Annotated in this window: 15 protein-coding genes; 7 read left to right on the forward strand and 8 right to left on the reverse strand. The window is 41.2% G+C overall.

Going from position 1 to position 17887, the window contains the following annotated elements:
• Nucleotides 1-9 precede the first annotated feature (9 nt).
• Nucleotides 10-561, forward strand: coding sequence for a cytochrome b (locus AB4160_RS12835; protein ID WP_372004851.1), 552 nt, complete (start codon nt 10-12; stop codon nt 559-561).
• 129 nt (nt 562-690) lie between these two features.
• Nucleotides 691-1278 carry a YceI family protein gene (locus AB4160_RS12840; RefSeq protein WP_102440637.1) on the forward strand — a complete coding sequence of 196 codons (588 nt, stop codon included), beginning with the start codon at nt 691-693 and terminating at the stop codon, nt 1276-1278.
• A 73-nt stretch (nt 1279-1351) separates the two neighbouring features.
• Here AB4160_RS12840 and AB4160_RS12845 read toward each other — a convergent pair whose 3' ends face one another.
• The 8 genes from AB4160_RS12845 to mutY all read right to left on the reverse strand — a co-directional run bounded on the left by AB4160_RS12845 (nt 1352) and on the right by mutY (nt 12481).
• Nucleotides 1352-2224: a sugar-binding protein gene (locus AB4160_RS12845; RefSeq protein ID WP_372004853.1), complete on the reverse strand. Its 873-nt coding sequence runs from the start codon at nt 2222-2224 to the stop codon at nt 1352-1354.
• 140 nt (nt 2225-2364) lie between these two features.
• Complete coding sequence (locus tag AB4160_RS12850; RefSeq protein WP_372004856.1) at nt 2365-4764, reverse strand: GH36-type glycosyl hydrolase domain-containing protein; 2400 nt, start codon at nt 4762-4764, stop codon at nt 2365-2367.
• Between the two features lie 16 nt (nt 4765-4780).
• A complete protein-coding gene (locus AB4160_RS12855; RefSeq protein ID WP_102475645.1) occupies nt 4781-6178 on the reverse strand; it encodes an MFS transporter in 1398 nt (465 codons plus the stop codon).
• A gap of 337 nt (nt 6179-6515) precedes the next feature.
• The gene (locus tag AB4160_RS12860; RefSeq protein ID WP_372004858.1) at nt 6516-8297 is read right to left on the reverse strand and encodes an alkyl/aryl-sulfatase; all 1782 of its coding nucleotides are present in this window, start codon (nt 8295-8297) and stop codon (nt 6516-6518) included.
• Between the two features lie 75 nt (nt 8298-8372).
• Nucleotides 8373-8552, reverse strand: coding sequence for a hypothetical protein (locus AB4160_RS12865; RefSeq protein ID WP_372004860.1), 180 nt, complete (start codon nt 8550-8552; stop codon nt 8373-8375).
• Nucleotides 8553-8931: 379 nt separating this feature from the next.
• On the reverse strand, nt 8932-10734 hold the full coding sequence (locus AB4160_RS12870; RefSeq protein WP_303410964.1) for an aryl-sulfate sulfotransferase: 1803 nt from the start codon (nt 10732-10734) through the stop codon (nt 8932-8934).
• 322 nt (nt 10735-11056) lie between these two features.
• Entirely contained in the window at nt 11057-11335 is a 279-nt protein-coding gene (locus AB4160_RS12875) for an oxidative damage protection protein (protein ID WP_102440634.1), read from the reverse strand.
• 9 nt (nt 11336-11344) lie between these two features.
• Complete coding sequence (gene mutY / locus AB4160_RS12880) at nt 11345-12481, reverse strand: A/G-specific adenine glycosylase (RefSeq protein ID WP_372004862.1); 1137 nt, start codon at nt 12479-12481, stop codon at nt 11345-11347.
• Nucleotides 12482-12644: 163 nt separating this feature from the next.
• Between mutY and trmB the strand changes: the two genes are divergently transcribed.
• The 5 genes from trmB to AB4160_RS12905 all read left to right on the forward strand — a co-directional run bounded on the left by trmB (nt 12645) and on the right by AB4160_RS12905 (nt 17362).
• On the forward strand, nt 12645-13361 hold the full coding sequence (gene trmB / locus AB4160_RS12885; protein ID WP_102440641.1) for a tRNA (guanosine(46)-N7)-methyltransferase TrmB: 717 nt from the start codon (nt 12645-12647) through the stop codon (nt 13359-13361).
• A 55-nt stretch (nt 13362-13416) separates the two neighbouring features.
• The gene (locus AB4160_RS12890) at nt 13417-13743 is read left to right on the forward strand and encodes a 50S ribosome-binding protein YggL (RefSeq protein WP_102440632.1); all 327 of its coding nucleotides are present in this window, start codon (nt 13417-13419) and stop codon (nt 13741-13743) included.
• An 8-nt stretch (nt 13744-13751) separates the two neighbouring features.
• The gene (glsB, locus tag AB4160_RS12895) at nt 13752-14666 is read left to right on the forward strand and encodes a glutaminase B (protein WP_102440631.1); all 915 of its coding nucleotides are present in this window, start codon (nt 13752-13754) and stop codon (nt 14664-14666) included.
• Between the two features lie 398 nt (nt 14667-15064).
• Nucleotides 15065-15874, forward strand: a complete 810-nt coding sequence (locus AB4160_RS12900) for a YggN family protein (protein WP_372004865.1) — start codon at nt 15065-15067, stop codon at nt 15872-15874.
• Between the two features lie 546 nt (nt 15875-16420).
• On the forward strand, nt 16421-17362 hold the full coding sequence (locus AB4160_RS12905) for a LysR family transcriptional regulator (protein WP_372004868.1): 942 nt from the start codon (nt 16421-16423) through the stop codon (nt 17360-17362).
• The last annotated feature ends 525 nt before the right edge of the window (nt 17363-17887 follow it).

The raw sequence follows: 17887 nt of genomic DNA on the forward strand, positions 1-17887 counted from the left end.
GACAGCTTGATGTTAGCAAATACAAAAAATGGCTATGGTTTAGTGAGTATTAGTCTCCATTGGTTAAGTGCATTAACCGTTATTGGCTTATTCGGCTTAGGTTTTTGGATGGTTGATCTCACTTATTACAGTAGTTGGTATAAAACCGCGCCGGATATTCACAAAAGTGTTGGCATTTTATTGTTACTGGCAACGCTAGTGCGATTAGTGTGGGGCTTAGGCTCTGCGAAACCTCATGCAAAGAGTAATCACAAGGCTTGGGAGCAAACGGCGGCTAAGTGGGCTCATGGAATGCTTTATCTATTAATGTTGGCCATTATGGCGACAGGCTTTTTAATTTCAACGGCTGATGGCCGCGGAATTTGGGTATTTGATTGGTTTGAAGTGCCGTCACTGGGCAGCTTTATTAACAACCAAGCTGATATTGCTGGCTTAGTTCATCAATATGCAGCCTATACATTAATAGCCCTAGTGATTATTCATGCTGCAGGCGCGGTAAAACACCAATTGATTGATAAGGATGGCACTTTATCAAGAATGATAAAACCTGCCACAAAATAGTTTTAACACCTACAGCACTTGAATCGAGCCTGTAACTCGACGAGCTGAGAACGCTAATTATTAGCTAGCAACACTTATTAGTACTTGAACATATCAATAATATTGAATTTATAATAAAGGGAATGACCAATGAAAAAGCAACTTTTAGCCACAGTATTATCTAGCGTTATCGGCGCTGCAATGTTACTACCATCAGTCGCTAATGCGGCCGATTATAAGATAGATACTCAAGGTGCCCACGCATCAATTCAATTTAAAGTAAATCATTTAGGCTATAGCTTTGTAGCTGGTCGTTTTAATGATTTCAGTGGTGATTTTAGTTACGATGCGGCAAAAATTGCTGACACTAATTTGAATGTCACCATCAATACAACGAGTGTTGACTCAAACCATGCCGAGCGTGATAAACATTTACGCAGTGCTGACTTTTTAAATACTGGCGCGTTTCCTCAGGCGCAGTACACCTCGACTAGTGTTGAAGACCAAGGCAATGGCAAGATATTGGTTAACGGTAATTTGACCTTAAATGGGGTGACTAAGCCTGTGGCTATTGCCGCTGAATTTGTTGGTGAAGGCCAAGATCCTTGGGGTGGTTATCGTGCTGGCTTTATTGGTACCACAGAATTTGCCATGAAAGACTTCGGTTTTAAAATGGATTTAGGCCCAGCGTCTGCCAATGTTAGTCTAGATTTGGTTATTGAAGGGATTAAGCAATAACGTCTATTGAACAGGTTTACTAAAAACAACAAAGCCGTCAATGATATTAGTCATTGGCGGCTTTTTATGATGATTATTGTGCCGCTTTTAGAATAATACTGCCAAAAACATCAGCGTGTTTATAGCCGCGATTCATGTCGCCATTTAACGGCTTTATCGGGTGGGAGCCAATAAAGTTCTCTCTTTGTTTGGAGCCATCATTATCACAATAGGCCAGCATAAAACCCATTTGTTTGTTGGCTTGTAAGCTAACGGCTGCAACCTGCTGCTTATCAAAAGCGCTTAAGCTGTCATTGTAACTGTCAGGGAATACCGTTATCGCCATTTCCCAATAGATTTTTTGAGGGTTAACTGGGTCTCTCGACCATGCTGTGGTGATATGCTCATTAAAGGTGGCGGCCTTTTTTTGCGTGGTAAAATCAGCCACTTGTTTATCTAATGCCACATGATAGGCAAAAGCATTATGGCTATATTGATGCTCGCCACCTGAGCCATCTTCATCAATAAACACCTCTACGGTGTCATCATCCCAATACCGCACTGTGGGATCAGCGCTTTGATCAAATAGCACATCATCAATCACTTCAGTCAGTAGATAGAGCTTATCCTCACGCCAAAGCAGTTTATATTGGCCACTAAAATCATCGGCAGTTATAGCATCGCCGATGATCATTTGATCAATCGGTTGCCACTTAGCTTGTTGCCAATCAGATTCATCAGCAATGCCATCAAGGGTAATGGCTTTATTAGCGTAGTTAACTTCAATAGGGGCATGCACATATTCGGCAGATGTTTTGTTTGTGCTTGAAGACGTATCAGCATTCGCCATTGAAGCAATTGCGGTGGAATTTAATGCCAACAGGCAGGGCAGTATTAGGCCTTTAAGTGAGGCGTTGGCCTTATGTTTATGGCTCGCTTTATTAGTTGGTTTTTCAGTGCAGTCCATTGTCCAGTAAACTCCTAATGTTTAAGTCTTAAAGTCAGTATCTTATAGAATCATTTATTATTGGGCATATTCACACGCTTTGACATTAGTCGAAAGCGTTATCTTAATCAGTAGCTAGGATACTGATTTTTCAACTTGCGTTATACAGCCAGCAACACGCTGATGTTATAGCTTGTATTAGTGCTGATAGCTAAAATATGCTCACCTGCAGCATTAGTCTGTAAGCTTTTACCATTAACTAAAACCTGCTGGGATATGATGTCTGCTCGCCTTTGTATTGATACATCCACAGTTGCGCCGCGAAAACGTCTGCTTACCTTTAGGCTAGGCCAGTGCTTTGGTAGTTGCGGTTTAATTTTTAAGCCGTCGCTGCAGCCTTTTAGGCCACAAAGTTGCTCGATGATAATTCGGTAAATCCAAGCGACGGTTCCAGTATTAAATAACTGACTCGATTTACCCGCATCATCAGGATATTGAAAATAAGCCCCGCGGTAATAGTTGGGAATAAACACGGGTAATTGACCACGGGTGAGCTCATTTTGCACATCTTCAGCAGTTATCATGGTTTGTAATAGTTCAAATGCTTGCTCTGTTTCGCCTTGTTCAAATAGGGCGTATATATAAAATGCCCCAGCATGATTATAAACTGAACCATTTTCAGCGGTGCCAGGAAACTTTTGGGTTAATCTGCCCACTTGCTCATCCATTTGGGTATAAGCGGGAGCTAGCATCATCATCCCAAAAGGTGTTTGTAATTGCTGCTTGATTTGCGGCTGCATCAGTGACCAGCGCTGATCATTAACTGCGCCAGACAACATGGCAAAAGTTTGCGGGTTAAGATAAATGCGGCCTTCTTGATTATCGCTTACGCCAAAACAGTGACCTGCATCGGTAATACCGCGGGCAAACCATTCATCATCCCAGCAATGCTCAATTACGGCATCATTTAATTCAGCAGCAAGTTGGCTGAATTTTGATGCTTTATTGTCACAGTCCATTTGCTGGCAGACTTTTGCCCACAGTGTCATGCTGTAAGCACTTGCTAACGTCAACCAGCTTGAAACACCAAAGCCTTTATAGCCCACCATGTTCATCGGATCGCACCAATCGCCTTGGTTAATAAAGTTAAGGCCGCGGTTATCACGTTGAGAGTATAAGAACTCCAGCGCTAAATTGACGTGCTCCATCACCGAAAGCTTATCTTCACTGTTGGCAAAACCAATGGTTTGATTTAAGAAATCAAAGTCGGCGGTTTCATTTAAATATGCCTCAATACAAATCACTAGCCAGACACAATGATCCGTGTGGGGGATTTGATTGATGTATTTAAGCTCAGATTCTGGGTGCAATAAAATGCCATCAGGCATTTCACCATTGCGATGTTGCTGGGCGAGGGCGACTTCAAAGGCGGCTTTGGCCTTGTTAGGGTTGATATAAATCATCCCCATAGCATCTTGAAGGTAGTTTCTGGTTTGTGGATCGGTACTTAATCGATTGACATCGCCATGGTAAAAAACCTGTCTTGGTAGCCAATGGTTGATGAAGTTATCAAGCTTAGGGGTTGAGGATAAAAGGCTTAAACAGCCAGTTTCTCTGCTGAGATACGCTTTGTATTTATCTTGGGCTTGAGTAAATTGCGCTGTTGAACTCAAATAGCGCTGTTTTAACTCACTCGCTTCGTGAGCATCTTTTACCGGCGCAAAAACAAACTTTAATGCCACTGCTGGCTTGGTGTTATTGCTAGCGTCATCATAAGCGGCAAGCTTACGATTAAATTGCATTATCGCTGCAGGGGTTTGGTAATGAGCAGGCTTATTTTCTAAGCGGTTATTACTGATAGCCGTTGGGTTATGTAAACCGCCTTCGCCTTCAAAAACACTTTGACGGGTTTCGTAACTATCAGGGGTTGTGTCAGTTAGAAATACCGTGGTGTCTTTAAAGTCTTGTTGAACAAAGTATTGATCGACTTTTTGATAGGGGGTGATTGAGTGACATAAAATTGCATTAAGTGAAGGATCAAATTTTGCAGATTGATTCATCCACGACATATAGCCCACAGGAAAGTAGCTATAAATGCTGATATCTCGCGCCGATTGACTTAGGTTATCAATGGATAATTGCCATAGCTCTGCGGTATCTTCAGTGGCTAAGGTTAAGCTTAGTTTACAGTGTAGGTTGAGGTGCTTAACTTGCCAACTGACTTGATGCTGGCTAACGATAAACTCAAATGATGCCAATGATTGCCTTACTGGCTCATAGGGCAATGAGAATAGCTCGTTAGTGTGGTTATCTTTTATATAAAAAAATCGCCCAGGATGATGGCTAAAGTAGGCGTGTTCTGGCTGCATAAAGGTTTTGGCTTCTAATGCAGGCCCATGGGCATATTTAGCAGGTTCTGGCTGCATAAATTGCGCAGTCGCAAAACCCCGACAATTCATTTGAATCATCATGTTTTTATTCCATAAAAAACCACAGGCTTTTGGCATAGTGGTTGGACTATGCAAGCTGACGTTGCCATTTTTTTGATGGTAAGTAATCACTATTTAAATTCCTCAACTACTCGCTTGCAGGCTCTGATTTATCAATAGGTTGATAAAGCGACTGGTTAATTTGGCGCATTTTTTGTTCATCTAAGCTGTAGTGTTTAACAACCCAAACCGCTAATAAGGCAAAGCCTGCAGGGATGATGGTATTGAGCAGTAAAATCCCCATTAACGAGTCGGGTGATTGCTGCTGATTTGCCACATAACCCATGGATGACAGCATCCAACCGATCATCGCGCCTGCAAAAGCGCCGCCTAATTTTTGCGAAAAGGCTGCTGCTGAAAAAATCATCGCGGTGGCGCGGCGGCCATTTTTATATTGTGAGTAATCAGCAGTATCGGCATACATAGAAAATACCAACGGCGATTTAGGCCCTAAGCAAAATCCAATTAAGGCCTGCATAATAAACATCAAGGTAAGGTTGTGAGCTGGAATAAAGTAAAAGCCAGCCGAAAGTATGGCAACAATGGTCATTAAACCAATAAGCAGTGGGCGTTTATCAAAGTATTTGGTTAATAGAGGCGTAGAGGCGGCGCCTAGGGCAAGTGAGATCATATAAACCGCGGTAAAGGTGCCAATGAGGTCTTCTCGGTTTACATAGTATTTAAAGTAAAAGGTGCCGGTACTGGCGCGCAAAGTGATGGTGAACATGATGATTAACGCTAAAGAGAATAAAATCAGCCATGGCTTGTTGTTGGTTAAATCGATGATGTCTTGTTTGATTGAGGTTTGTTGATTAGTTGGTGGCGCTATGCGCTCTTTAGTTGCAAAAAAAGTAAGGCAAAACAGCACCGCTGAAATAAGTCCATAACAGGCCATGGTCAGTTGCCAGCCTAATGCCTCATTACCCGCGCCAAGATAAGTAACTAATTCAGGCGTCATATAAGCAACTAAAGTACCACCAGAAAAAGCACCGATAAATCTAAAACTGGTTAATGTGGTTCTTTCCTGACTATTACTGGTGACCACACCTAATAGCGCGCCGTAGGGCACGTTAATAAAGGTGTACGCCAGCATCATGAAAATGTAAGTGCCATAAGCCCAAATCAATTTACCATCATCACCTAAATCGGGCACTGTGAAGGTGAGTACTCCAGCTGCAGCAATGGGAATAATGCCTAATATGAGATAAGGGCGAAATTTGCCAAAGCGGGTGTTAGTTCTATCAGCGAGGGCGCCCATTAATGGGTCAGATACCGCATCGATTATGCGAGTCACTAACATCATGGTGCCAACAGCTGCAGCTGATATACCAAATACATCGGTGTAGAAAATAAATAAGAACACATCAAAAACACGCCAGTAAAAGTTAGATGCCACATCCCCAAGGGCGTAACCGACTTTCTCTTTAAAGGATAACTTATCGAATGTGACCGATGTGTTTTTTACGCTGGTTGCTGATTGTTCCATAATCGTTTTTATACCTTGATTGTTGCAATCTAACTTGAAGGTATTACTTACAACTAACCCACTATTCACTTGTATTTACAACATCTTCGCTGGGTTGATACCTGATAAAGTGTAAGGCTTTAATATTTAGTACGCCTAAATCAGACCTAGGTGTAAGCGCTTACATCGTGATTTAAATGTAAATTATTAATCATTTTTTGACCAGTACTTATTTTCGCCAATACTAATTTTTGTTGTTTTAAGCGAGGGAAGTTGTAATAAAGCAAAAAAATACCACTGGTAAATATCAGTGGTACTTTTAAGCTTTACTCTTTTAGGTTGGATCTAGGTGTTTGAATTACTTTTTATTTAAAGTACCTGGTAGTAACTCAAATTCCATGTTGAAACTAACTAATGAACTCATCAGTTCGGTTATAATCTTACTGTCACCGTCCATTTTGACTTTGCCTGATTTGATTTTGTCTTCAAAGCTTTGTGCGCCCATCATGACATCATTTAGCTCACTACGATCGATGGTGATAGTTAAATCAGCTTTACTTGATTGCACACCCTCAATGTTAGTTAACGCTGAGTTACTTAGCTCAACAAGGTACTTTTCACCGTTATCTGGAGTCACAAAGTTAATGATGAACTGCTTACCCGCTGACTTTTGCGTATCTAAACGGACACCAAGAAAATCAAGCCATAAGCCAGTAGACATACCTCTTATCATATCTGGGCCTGACGCTTTTGGCGAAGCTCCGGTTGGCATCCCATGGCGTAATTCATAAGCTGCTGCGAGGAAGCTATTTCGTACACTTGGGCTTTCTTTTTGATAACCAATTTGCTCATAAACATCCGCTAGCAGGTCTTTTGCTGGCTGATTATTGGGCTGAGCAAATACCAGTTTATTGAGGATCTCTACTGCATGAAAATACTTACCTTCGTTAAATAGCGATTTACCTTTTTTAAGTATTTTGTCCCCGCCGCCCATCATCTCAACGTAAAGCGGCGCGGAATCTTCAGGTGACAGTGGCATTAAGGTGGCTGGATTCGCGTCCCAATAGCCTAAATAGCGATTCAGTACAGCTCGGCTATTGTGCTCTTCAGAACCATGGTAACTATGAGCTGACCACTGGTTAACTAAGCTTTCAGGTAGCTTATATTCATTGTGAATTTGATTAATTGTCACCCCTTGGTTTGCCAAATGTAACACTTGATTATTTAAGTGGGCATAGGTATCACGCTGGGTGCGCATAACTTCTTGAATGCGTTCATTACCCCAGCGAGGCCAGGAGTGAGAAGCAAACATCACTTCGGCATCTTGTCCAAATTCATACAAGGCGACATTGATTTGTTTTGACCACTCAAGCGCATCACGCACTAATGCACCGCGTAAGGTATAAATATTATGGATGGTACCGGTAATATTTTCTGCCGCCCAAAAAGCTTTCATTTCTGGGAACCAAGTATTCATCTCTGCAGGAGCTTCAGTACCCGGGGTGCTTTGAAATACCATTTTGACGCCATCAATAGTCATATCGACAAAGTCTTTATCGATAGTCACATTGGGCGCGATCAGCCCTAAGTTACCAGTAGCGGTATTTTTACCAATAGATTGATCAACGTGTCCGTATGGGCTACGTGGTAGTAGAACACCATATTGGAAGAACATACGGCGGGTCATCGCATTACCTGCCATCACATTTTCAGCAACAGCGTGGTGCATAACGCCTTCAGGTGCAATGACTTTTACCTTACCGCTTTTAACGTCTGCTTCATCAACAACGCCACGAACGCCACCGAAGTGATCAGCATGAGAGTGCGAGTACACAACGGCAACAACTGGGCGCTCACCGAGTTGCTCATTAATGAACTTAAGCGCCGCAGCTGCGGTTTCTTTAGCGGTTAATGGGTCAAATACAATCCAACCGGTTTCGCCTTTAATAAAACTAATGTTGGCTAAATCGTAGCCACGCACTTGATAAATTTTATCAGGAAGTACTTCATACAAACCGTAAGCCATGTTCAACACTGCTTGGCGCTGCAATGAAGGGTGGATAGTATCGAAATTCTCCCCTTCGTTAAGTAGCCATTCGTAACTGCCCATATCCCATGCCACGTTTCCTGCTTCGGCCATAATCTGTTTGTAATCTGGAGCGGCAATAAACCCGCGTTTTGCTTCTGTGAAGTCACGCTTGTCATCAAATGGAAGCTATTTACGCAAATTGTTTTGTTGATCGATAGTGAACTTCGATGGCTCTTTTCCCTTAGCGTCAAAGTGCTTATTAGGGTCGCTTGCGACAACGGCTCCTCCTCCGGCAGCAATGGCAAATGTTGTGGATGCGGCAAAAATAGCCGATATTACCGTGGTATTGATGATGGTCCTTTTCATAGCTTTTCTCCAAGCGTTGAGTATGTTCTCGTTTTTCACTAACAAACAGTTAAATTAGTTTTGTCAATACGTTAGGGGATTAGGATTGGTTCATTGGATTCAGTAAATGAAAAAATAAAGCTTTAGTGGATTAGTCTTGCTGTTTTTTAACAAAGTTGCAACCTGGCTTATCTTTGTCACTTTTTAACTGTATGAAATACACTCGCACTTGGAGATGGTTAAACTCGCCAGCCTACAGCGTGAATTCCCCGTCTACTTTTCAAAGCATTGAAGGCGACTAAGGGATGATTGAATGAGAAAAAAAGGGGCTAAATTGATGCTAAATACAATTCAGCCCTTTAAAGTAAAGGGCTGAAAAGAGCGAAATGACTGAAATGAACTATTTAAGCATCTCGTTTACACGTATTACTTGGGCGCGGTAGCCTGTGGCAAACATATCGTGACTATTAATATTAATGCGCACAGCGGGCTTGGTTTCGCCATAGCGATGCTCAACTAAAATAGACTTAACTTTACCCGTGGTGTCATCCATTTTGATATTGCCATAACCGCCACCTAATCCAAATAAACCGGCAGAGGCAAAGTAGCTCATCATGCTGTCTTTATCTTGCTGATATTTAACGATAGATGTTACTGGCGAGTAGCCTTGATAACCCAACTCGTCTTTACCGTATTGCCATACTTGGGTAACGGTTTTATTGGCCTCATCAATTTTGTATTCAACCGCGCGGGAATATTTTTCACTGGCAAACATCGGCTGACCAAGGTGTCTACCATCGCCATTATCAAATACGGTTAAAGTGCCCTTTTCAGGAACAAGATAAGCGGTATGGGAGGTGTATGAGAAGTCAAAATCACTGCCTCGGCAACGACCCTTTTCATTACAGCTAAGTTTGTTACCTGTAGCATCAACTGGCGAGAGTAGCTTATCTTGGAACTTGTCACTCCAGCCTTTTTCAGGGCCTAATATCCATTTAACTTGTTTATCGCGGCCAATTTTGATTACCGCTGATTGATGGCGCGAGCTAATGATGATGCTGTCATCTTTAGGGTCATAATCTATTGAATTGACATGGGCCCAGTTACGGCCGGTTTCAACCCCATGAATATCACCATAAGGGGCATTCTTTAAATCGTCTAAGGTGGTTTGATGGCCAGCTTGATCAATATTGATATTTAAACAAACTGCACCGGCATCAAGGGATAATAATGCCGCATCACGCAGTGGGTCTAAAATAGTGTTTAAATCCCAGTAATCCACTAACTTACCTGTGTTATCAACCTCAATGATTTGATCGCGTATGGTGTTGACTAACATGCCATCAGCGCGGCGATAATCTTTGGCGGCGGCGCGAATAAAGATATTGCCGTTGGCAGCTTCAATCCCTTCGTGTGATGCATCGATAAAATTTCCCGGTAAATTGTGCTCTGAAATCATTCTTCCCATTAATGACATTTTTTTCCAGCCTTGGCCCTGTACCCACACCATGTTGCCGTCTTTAGTGACGTTCATGCCCATGGCGTAACCTGCGCTGTCATAATTTTTTGAGTTATGGGTGGTGTAAGGATTCAGATACCAACGAATATCACCGGCGGTATCGATAATGAAAAATCCTGGTTTCCCATCCCAAGAAAACGCCCCAGGTGCATCAGGGTTATTGTGGGATAACTGACCCGACTTTCCGTCTGGATTGGTCCAGTTTACAAAATAAAGGCGGTCTTTAAAGTCAGCGTCAACATGTTCTACTTCGACGATGGGCGCTTTAGCCCACTGGCTTTCTGAAAAGCCCATATCAATGTCTGGGGTTAGCATTTGATACTCGTGGCTGCGCTGCTTGCCGTTTTCAGTCCATTTAATTGTAAAGGTGTTCATAAAGGCAGGGTAGAGACCAAAAATGGGTACGCCACCTTCATCCATTACCCGCATATCATCAACTTGATAGTTTATGCTGACACCAGTTTCACCTTTGGCATGTATGGTGACATCCACATTGGAAATTTTATGGCCATTAAGAGTCACTAAAGCCGTTAGTGGGGCATTTTCATAGGGATTATGAATGATATAACCCAATGGCGCATCTGCCACTGGCATTGGCTTCATCCCCATGGGGTCTGCATTAACATTATTGATTGAATAAAGCAGTGACAAGGTCAATGCTGTATAAAGTATTGGCTTTAGCATGGGCACACTCTGAAATTAGTTATAGCGGCAGTATACCTTGGCATAATCGATAATAATGCAGTGTAACTAACAGAAAGTGTTATAATTTTTTACTTTTGATTAATAGCTCACGAAATAAGATTTTTAACTAAATTTAGGGAACTTTTGTGAATAGGCTGTGGAGTAACAACTATTTAAAAGCTATGGGGAAGTTAATTACAATTGTCTCAAAAGTGATTGGTAATTGATGCGAATAAAAAAGCCTACTTTATATCAACACGCCGTTAGCGGTTTTAAAGTAGGCTCTTAAGCTATTCAGCTAGCTAAGGGGTTAGCTATTTAGTTACTCGTCTTCACTTGGAGGTACATAACCTTCAACGGCAACATCTTTGCCTTCAAATAAAAAGCTAACCATATTCTCTTCAAGTAGTTTACGGTCATCAACATTCATCATGTTAAGTTTGTTTTCATTGATTAGCATGGTTTGTTTTTTCTGCCAAAGTGCCCACGCTTCTTTACTGATTGAATCAAAGATACGCTTGCCTAGATCGCCAGGGTAAAGTTGAAAATCTAAACCTGGAGCTTCTTTCTTTAAATATACGCAATTAACATTACGAGCCATGATTATTCCTTAAAGGGATTCCTTGACGGGATCTACTGCTAAAAGAGCGGCTAAGTTAGATAAAATCCGCTCAGTTGCTGCGGCTAATCCAACTTTCGCGGGATGATGTATGTTATACCAGAGTGTCTGATTTTGTTCCATTACACTTGAGTCAATTTGAGGCGATTGTTGATTTTCGCCGAGATTAACTAAGATAGGCTGAATATCTAAATGAAAATGACTAAAAGTATGTCTAAATCCTGCAAGCCATTGTGATTGTTCATTATTGTTGTTTTTTGCTGCGGCATATTCATTGCTGCTGTGATTAAACCCATTAGCACTGATATGTGCAAGCAGCGCCGCCTCAGTATCAAATTGAGGAAAACACCATAAGCCGCCCCAAATGCCTGCTGGTGGTCTTTTATTGAGAATGACTTCACCATCTTTATGCAGTACTAGCATCCATGCAGATTTTACAGGAATGGTTTTTTTAGGCTTTTTACCGGGGAATTCTGTCTGTCGGCCAGCAAGTTGCGCTTTACAATCAATTGCAACAGGGCATTGAGCACAATTGGGTTTACTGCGAGTGCAAACCGCAGAGCCAATATCCATCATGGCTTGGTTAAATTTAACCACATCTTTTTGCGGGGTTAACTTATCCGTTAAGTGCCATAATTGTTGTTCAACTGCTTTTTGACCTGGCCAACCTTCAATTGCGCCGTGACGGGCAAGTACCCGTTTAACGTTTCCATCTAATATTGAATGATGCTGACCAAGGGACAATGACAAAATGGCCCCAGCAGTCGAGCGGCCAATACCCGGTAAGGCTATGACTTCATCTAGCGCTTCAGGAAACTTGCCTGCATGTTGCTCACAAACTGTTTTAGCCGCTTTATGCAGATTACGGGCGCGGGCATAATAGCCTAACCCCGTCCAATGATGCAGTACATCATCTTCGCTGGCATTGGCAAGGGCTTTAATGTCGGGAAAGCTTTGCATGAATTTTTCATAGTAGGGGATAACAGTGGCAACTTGAGTTTGTTGCAGCATGATCTCTGAAATCCACACTCTATATGCGGTTTTATTGATTTGCCACGGTAAGGTCTTGCGTCCGTGTAAATCGTACCAAGCGGTGATCCGCTCAGAAAAGGAGTTAACTTTTTTCATCAGCGCAGTGTATATGGAGAATATTCTATAAACAAGGGAGCCTGTTAACTGATAAATACTTTAGTCATGGTGATTTTAAGATATACTTAGCCACTATTATTGGAACAAAGATGAAACTTTGAATAGTCGGCAATTTAAACGCTATTCAAATGATGAGGCATACATGAGCGACGTTACCACCGCTGAATTTAACGAAGATGGCAAATATATTCGTAAAATCAGAAGTTTTGTATTAAGAGAAGGCCGTTTAACCAAAGGCCAAGCAAACGCAATTGAAGCACATTGGCCTGCAATGGGTTTAGATTACACACCAGAAGCGATTAATTTAGCTGAAGTGTTTAAGCGTGATGCTGATACCGTATTAGAAATTGGTTTTGGTATGGGTGCATCTTTAGTTGAAATGGCTAAAGCGGCTCCTGAGTTAAACTACATTGGTATCGAAGTACATAAACCAGGTGTTGGCGCATGTTTAGTTGATGCCGGTGAAGCCGAAATTACTAATTTACGTGTTTATCATCATGACGCGATGGAAGTGCTTGAAAACAGCATTGCTGATGGCTCACTTGCCCGAGTACAATTATTTTTCCCAGATCCTTGGCACAAAAAACGTCATCACAAACGCCGTATTGTGCAAGCTGAATTTGCGCAATTAATTCGTCGTAAGCTTAAGATTGGCGGTGTTTTCCATATGGCAACAGATTGGGAAAACTACAGCGAGCACATGTTAGAAGTGATGTCTGTGGCTGAAGGTTATAAAAACCAATCAGCAACCAATACTGTAGTTGAACGTCCAGATCATCGCCCGCTAACTAAGTTCGAAGCCCGCGGCCATCGTTTAGGTCATGGCGTTTGGGACATAATGTTCGAACGTATTGCATAATTATAATAAAATATTGTTAAAATAAGCTATTTAATCAACTGACTAGGAAATAACCATGGCTAAGACCCGAACTCGCCGTTTACGTAAGAAACTACGTGTTGATGAATTCCAAGAATTTGGTTTTGATATCAACTGGACTTTTGATGAGTCAATTTCTGAAGCAGATATTGATAAAGCTGTTGATGAGTTCATTGAACAAGTCATTGAACCTCGTAAGCTAGGTTTCCATGGCGGCGGTCATAAAATGTGGGAAGGCATTATTGCAACACAAGAGATCGGTAAATGTACCGAAGAAGATGTTGCTGCTGTTAAAGCCTTCTGGGAAGCGAAAAAAGTGCCACAACTTGAAGTTAGTGCACTGTACGACATCTGGTGGGGCTAATATAGCTAATGCCTGAGCAAATATTGCTTGATGAAGTGGTCGACAAGGTTCGGCCACTTATTGGTTTAGGGAAAGTCGCAGATTATATTCCAGCATTGGCTGACGTAGATCCAAACAAAATAGCAATAGCAGTCACTGGCGCAGATGGTCACACCATTGGCGCTGGGGATTATCTTGAGCCGTTTTCCATTCAATCTATCTCCAAAGTATTCAGCCTTACTTTAGCGCTAAGTTTGTACTCCGAAGATGAACTTTGGAGCAGGGTAGGTAAAGAGCCTTCAGGTCAGTCGTTTAACTCATTGGTTCAAGTTGAGCTTGAACGAGGCATTCCAAGAAATCCATTTATTAATGCTGGTGCATTAGTGATAGCAGATTTAATTCAAGCGCGCCTTGGTGCACCTAAGCATCACTTGCTTGAAGTGGTTAGAAACCTGAGCGAAAACCCTCACATACTTTTTGATAAAGTGGTGGCTAATTCAGAATTTCAGTTTAGTGCCCGTAATGCCTCTATTGCCTATTTAATGAAGTCATTTGGTAATTTTAACGGCGATGTTGATACAGTATTAAAGAGCTATTTTCATTACTGCTCATTAAAAATGAATTGCGCTGACTTATCAAAAGCGATGTTTTATCTCGCCAATCGCGGTAAAAGCCTAGCAGGGGATCAAATCGTTACCCCAGTACAAACCAGACAGCTAAATGCACTGCTTGCTACCTCAGGTTTATATGATGGCGCAGGTGAGTTTGCTTATCGGGTTGGTATGCCAGGTAAAAGTGGTGTTGGCGGCGGCATTATTGCGGTGATCCCTGGGGACATGTCTATTTGCGTATGGTCGCCTGAACTTGATCAAAATGGCAACTCATTGGCAGGCACTCGCATGCTTGAGCATTTATCACAATCATTAGGTCGCTCAATTTTTTAAACTCGCTTATGTTGCTGGGCAAGTTTTTTATGCCCATTTTCAAATGTTAAGCTTGAAATCATCTATTGTCATATCCGTATTCTCACCACGATTGTTGAAAATCTTCTATTCTTAAACCCACTTATAAAATAGCGATGATGAAAATTACCAACATTTGGCTTATTTCACACATAGTTAATATAAATCCAAATCTAAAAGCTAAACCTATTAGTTATTACCTGCTTTAAGTTATTGATAAAAAGCTTATTTATGTTTTTGGCACAGCCTGTGCAATAACTTGGTATCAGTCTAATTAACATTGAAACTAGATATCAAAACGTTGGCAGTAGCTTAGTGAGCAGTTTAGCCACTCGCCCCATTGATTATCTACATAACGATTAACAGCAAGGATAGAGCTAATGAATACCCAAGGTTTATTTAAAAGTATTGCACTAACTGGTTTAATTTTTACCGCAGGGGCTATGACGCCTGCGGTGGCCAAAATGTCCCTTGAAGATAATCAATGCAACGTGACCCTAAACTATGATGTTACCGTTGAGCCACAAAAATTATCCTTTAGCGAAAAAGGCGCTGAGGTTTACCGAGTCGAACTTGGAAAGTTATATATTGATGGCAACCAAGTTGCACTAAATGATAAGCAAGCAGCTTTGTTAGCTGATTATTCTGAGCAAGTATCTAAACAGATCCCAGAGGTAATTGATTTAGTTGATGATGCTGTTATTTTGGCAACAGATGCAGTGAGCATGGCATTAACCCCTATTTTTGGCGATGCAACCGCGGCTAAATTGGATGAGCTTTTAGCTGGAATTCAAAGCCGTGTTGACCAAGCAGCATATCAACAAGGGGATAAGTTTTATCTTGGCGCGACAGAGTCTTCGTTAGAAGAAGCATTTAATGAAGAGTTTGAACAAGAAATGGAGCAAATGATTAAAAACTCCATGGGCAGTTTTATGATGGCGCTAGGGGCTGAAATGATGTCTTCAGAAGGCGGAAGCTTTGATGAAAAAATGACTGCCTTTTCAAGCAAAATGGAAAGAATCGGTGAAGATGTTGAATTGCAGATTTCTGAGCAATCAGAGGCCATAGAAGCTAAAGCCAAAAAAGTCTGCGGTAACTTTGAGCAGTTAATGGTGCTTGAAAGTGAATTACGTAAATCCATCCCACAGCTATCTTCTTATGAATTAGCTACATTCTCAGATACTGAGTAGCGGTAACCTTGTAAGTTCTAGCATTGTCAAAATGCACCTGACCTTCCCCTGTACCTTGTGCAGGGGCTTTTTGGTTAAACCATTCCTGCTTAAATTACCAATCAAAAACTTCGCCCGCCAATCAAGCTCTAGTTAACTATCTGTTATTTGCGCTACTTTGTAGCGATATATGCTAGCCGAGCTAGTCGTTTTTTGTCTAATTGCCACCGTTCAAGTTGAGAAAATGTCATTAATATTACAGTTTATCGTAGATTTGTTCTGATAAAAAAATTGTATATTATAAATATAGAGCCATTTATACAATTTTTGGTATACTCCTAAAACTATAAAACTGTATGGCGTTAACCAATTAACTTGTTGTTTTAGTTTTGGTTGGCTATTCATGATAATGGACTATCGAAATTTAATTTCTTTTTGGGTGAGTGGCGCAACGTTTAAAGAACCATATAAAGTAGGTGGCGTTTATGCAGCATTGTCTGTAATAAGCGACATTACTTGGAACTCAAAAAATATTTTTAATGTCGTAAACAGCTTAAGGCGACTCCAATGTTAGAACTATTAGAACCTATTGCTATTTTTACTCATGTTGCTAGAGCCGGGAGCTTCAGTGCCGCTGCCAGAAGGTTGAGTATATCTAAGTCCAAAGTAAGTACTCAGGTTGCTGATCTTGAACATAAACTTGGGGTTCAACTCATCCAACGTACTACACGTAGTTTAAGTTTAACTGAAGCGGGTAACTTGCTTTACATACAAGGTGAGGAGTTATTACGTGATGCAGAGCAGGCCGTTGCTAGTGTGCATAATCTAAATGATGCCACCCGTGGTGTACTTAAAGTCGGTATTTCTCAGTCTTTTGGTACCATGCATATTATTCCTGCATTACCTGAGTTTATGGCACGACATCCAGAGCTTGAGCTACAAGTTAGCTTACTGGATCATAAAGTCGATGTGGTTAGTGAAGGTTTAGATTTACTTTTGACTATGTCTGAGCAGCTACCATTAGGTATGGTTGCAAGACCATTAATGAAGTGTCAGTTCTTATTAGTGGCATCGGCAGAATATATTGCCCAACATGGCAATATTTCTCGACCAGAACAACTTGTTGATCATAACTGTCTAGTCTACCAAGGTGAGTGGCATGAGCACAGCATGTGGCAGTTTAAGAAAGCTGATGATTACTGTGAAATTGGTGTTTCTGGTAACTTCCGGGTTGATAATGCACCAGCATTAAAATCGGCCGCGGTTAGCGGTTTAGGTATTGCCTACCTAGCAAGTTATTTACTTGAAGATGAAATCGAACAAGGTACATTAGTGCCGTTATTACCTGATTGGCAATTGACCAACAACTTACCGCTACAGGCTGTTTACCCAAGACGTAAGCACCTTGCCCCTAAAGTAAGTGCATTTATTGAATTTATTAAAGGTCATATTGGTACTACACCTTATTGGGATGGTAAGTTTGATCATTTATACAAATTACGTAAATAGCCATTCAATGGGGTTTCTAAGTCAGTAACTAAAACTGGAAACATTGTTCGAATTTTAAAACAAAGTCGCAACTTAAGTTGCGGTTTTTTTATTTGCACAATAAAAACAATAACTTGATTGTCTTGTGCTTGAAAAACGTTCAGGTTGTTTCTGTGCTGAGTTATTAATGGAGTATAAAAAGCTGCTTGAACTCTGTTCTTAAATCAATACAATAGATTTCAGTTGATTCGGAATGATTTGAGTCACGCATCTTGTTGAGAAATGACCCCTTTTCAGCTTTTTGTGCAAATCAGCAACTTCGCAAGTTTTGAATCACTGCTGGCAGAGGTTTTAAAATCAGAACAATGCCGGCTTTGAAACCATCATCCTAGTTTTAATTGGTTTACCCCAGACATTGTGCTGGGGTTATTTTTTTCTGCTCTATAATATCCGCGCTTAATTTGTTTACTCTCTCGCCTTTGTACTTTTGTTCTCTTTTAAGCTGCCAATTGAATATATTTGTCGGGTATAGCATTTGTTAATGCA

Source organism: Shewanella sp. 10N.286.51.B8, assembly GCF_041469325.1.
Lineage (GTDB): Bacteria > Pseudomonadota > Gammaproteobacteria > Enterobacterales > Shewanellaceae > Shewanella.